Here is a 2,919-nt window from a genome sequence, read left to right on the forward strand (position 1 = left end):
AAGCCGGATCGCCATCTGCTGCTGATTGACATGCATCATATCATTTCCGATGGAGTGTCGATGGGAATTCTGACGAAGGAATTTATCCGGCTGTACGAAGGAGACCAGCTGCCGCCGCTGCGGATTCAGTACAAGGATTATGCGGCATGGCAGCAAGGGGAAGTTCACAGCAGACGTTTGCGCAAGCAGGAAGCGTACTGGCTGGAGACGTTCCGCGGGGAGATCCCGGTGCTCGATCTGCCAACGGATTACAAAAGGCCTTCGATCCAAAGCTTTAAGGGGAACACGCTCGAATTTGTGCTGGACAAGCAAATGAGCGAAGGATTGAGACAGTTCGCGGCGCAAACCGGGTCGACCTTGTTCATGGTGCTGCTGGCAGCTTATACGACTTTGCTGTCCAGATACAGCGGACAGGAAGATATCATCGTGGGGACGCCGATCGCCGGAAGACCGCATGCGGACCTGGAACCGATCCTCGGGATGTTTGTGAACACATTGGCCATCCGGAATGTTCCGGCCGGCGAGAAGACATTCCATGACTATGTGCAAGAAGTCAAAGAGAGTGCGCTCAGAGCCTATGAAAATCAGGACTATCCGTTTGAGGAACTGGTCGATAAGCTGGATGTGGCAAGAGACTTGAGCCGCAGTGCTTTGTTTGACACGATGTTTGTCCTGCAAAACACGGAGCAGGAGGAGCTGGACATCGAAGGATTGAAATTCAGCCCGTATCCGAACAAGCATAACGTGTCCAAGTTCGACCTGACCTTTACCGCGATAGAAGACAAGGAAGAAATCGCCTGCAGTCTGGAATACGCAGCTTCCCTGTTCAAGCCGGAAACGGCGGAGCGGATGGCCGGCCATTTCATCCGGTTGGTCGAGGCCATCCTGCACGATCCGCAGACGCCGCTCGCATTTTTGGAGATTATGACCTCCGAAGAGAAAGAGCAAATTTTGACGAGATCGAACAGCACAGCCGCAGATTACCCCCGGGAGCAGACGATTCATCAGTTGTTTGAGGAGCAGGCGGAGCGGACGCCTGAGCAGGTGGCGGTCATTTGCGGGCAAACGAGCATGACATACCGGGAGCTAAACGCCAAATCGAACCAACTGGCCCGGGTATTGCGGACCAAAGGCGTTCAGCCGGACCGTTTGGTCGGGCTTATGGCCGGGCACTCCGCAGAGACGTTGATTGCTATGCTCGGGATCTTGAAAGCCGGAGGCGCTTATTTGCCGATAGATCCCTCGTATCCGGAAGAACGGATCGCGTTCCTACTTGAAGACAGCGGCACGCATTTGTTGTTAACGGATCAAGGCTTGACGGAAGGGATCTCCTTTATAGGGGAAACGCTGGATTTGAAGGACCCGACATTGTACGACGCCGAAGCGGAAAATGTAGAGGAAGCCTGCAGTTCCGACGATTTGGCCTATGTGATCTATACTTCGGGCTCCACAGGAAAACCGAAAGGAGTTATGGTCACCCACAAGGGAGCGGTGAATTACCTGTGGTGGGCTAAACAGGCGTATGTGGGAGAGGATCGGCTGGATTTTGCCTTATATTCCTCCATATCGTTCGATTTGACGGTGACTTCCATTTATGTGCCGCTTATCTCGGGCAGCAGCGTGATCGTATACGATGTGGAAGATAAGAGCCAGGCAATTTCCAGGATTATTAAGGATGATCGCGCGGGAGTCCTGAAACTGACGCCGACGCATTTGCGATTGCTGCTGGAGGATGGGGAGCATACGGGTACGAAGCTGAAGCGTATGATCGTTGGAGGCGAAGCGTTGGATGCCAATCTGGCGCAGCGCGTGTCGGAGCGATACGAACGCCGGATCGAAATTTTCAACGAGTACGGTCCGACGGAAACGGTAGTTGGGTGCATGATCTACTTATTTGATCCTGACAAAGATACGCAGGGGTCCGTATCCATTGGAGTGCCGGCGGATAACGTGCAGATCTATGTATTGGATGCGCGGCTGCAGCCGGTCCCGGTAGGCGTAACAGGCGAAATTTATATTTCCGGGGACGGAGTTGCCAGAGGGTATTGGAGACGTCCGGAGCTGACGGCGGAGAAGTTTATCGACAATCCGTTCGTTCCGGGGGCGCGGATGTATCGAACAGGCGACTTGGCAAGGTGGCTGCCGGATGGCAACATCGAATACTTGGGACGAATCGACCATCAGGTCAAAATCCGCGGTCACCGCATTGAACTCGGCGAGGTGGAAGCGCATCTGCTCAAGGCAGCTTCCGTTCTGGAAGCCGTCGTGATTGCGCGGGAAGACGAGGCCGGGCAAAAACAGCTATGCGCATACTATGTCGCGGACCGGGAGCTGCCGGCGGGCGAGCTAAGAAGAGCGCTGTCGCGGGAAATGCCGGGTTATATGGTTCCTTCGTATTTTGTACAGCTTGCGCAGCTGCCGCTGACGCCCAACGGGAAGATCGACCACCGGGCCTTACCGGCTCCGGAGCGAAGGACGCAAACCGGGATCGACTACGTCGCGGCCCGCACCCCAATGGAAGAGCAGCTGGAACAAATCTGGAAAAAGGTGCTCGGACTTCCGAAGGTTGGCGTCAAAGACAATTTCTTTGAAATCGGTGGACATTCGCTGCGTGCAACAACGCTGGTGGCCCACCTGCACAAAGAGCTGGATATCGAGATGCCGCTGAGGGAAGTGTTCCAGCATCCGACGATTGAGCAAATGGCGGAAGCGGTCGCGGGCCGGGAGCAGAGCGCCTATGCGTCTATCCCGATTCTGAAGCAGAGCGCGTATTATCCGGTCTCTTCCGCGCAAAAGCGGCTGTACATTTTGAGCCAACTCGAAGGCGGGGAGCTCAGCTACAACATGCCGGGCGCTATGACGGTCGAAGGGGCGCTGGACTGGAAGCGGCTGGAGGAGGCGTTCAGGAAGCTGATCGCA

Annotated in this window: 1 protein-coding gene; it reads left to right on the top strand. The window is 55.3% G+C overall.

Translation table 11 applies throughout. From position 1 onward, the window contains the following. Nucleotides 1-2,919 (top strand): non-ribosomal peptide synthetase (locus QMG93_RS34850; protein ID WP_281944493.1); only part of this gene is annotated, 2,919 nt, incomplete at both ends.

It is taken from the genome of Paenibacillus tyrphae (assembly GCF_027925525.1).
In the GTDB taxonomy this organism is placed as follows: domain Bacteria; phylum Bacillota; class Bacilli; order Paenibacillales; family NBRC-103111; genus Paenibacillus_G; species Paenibacillus_G tyrfis_B.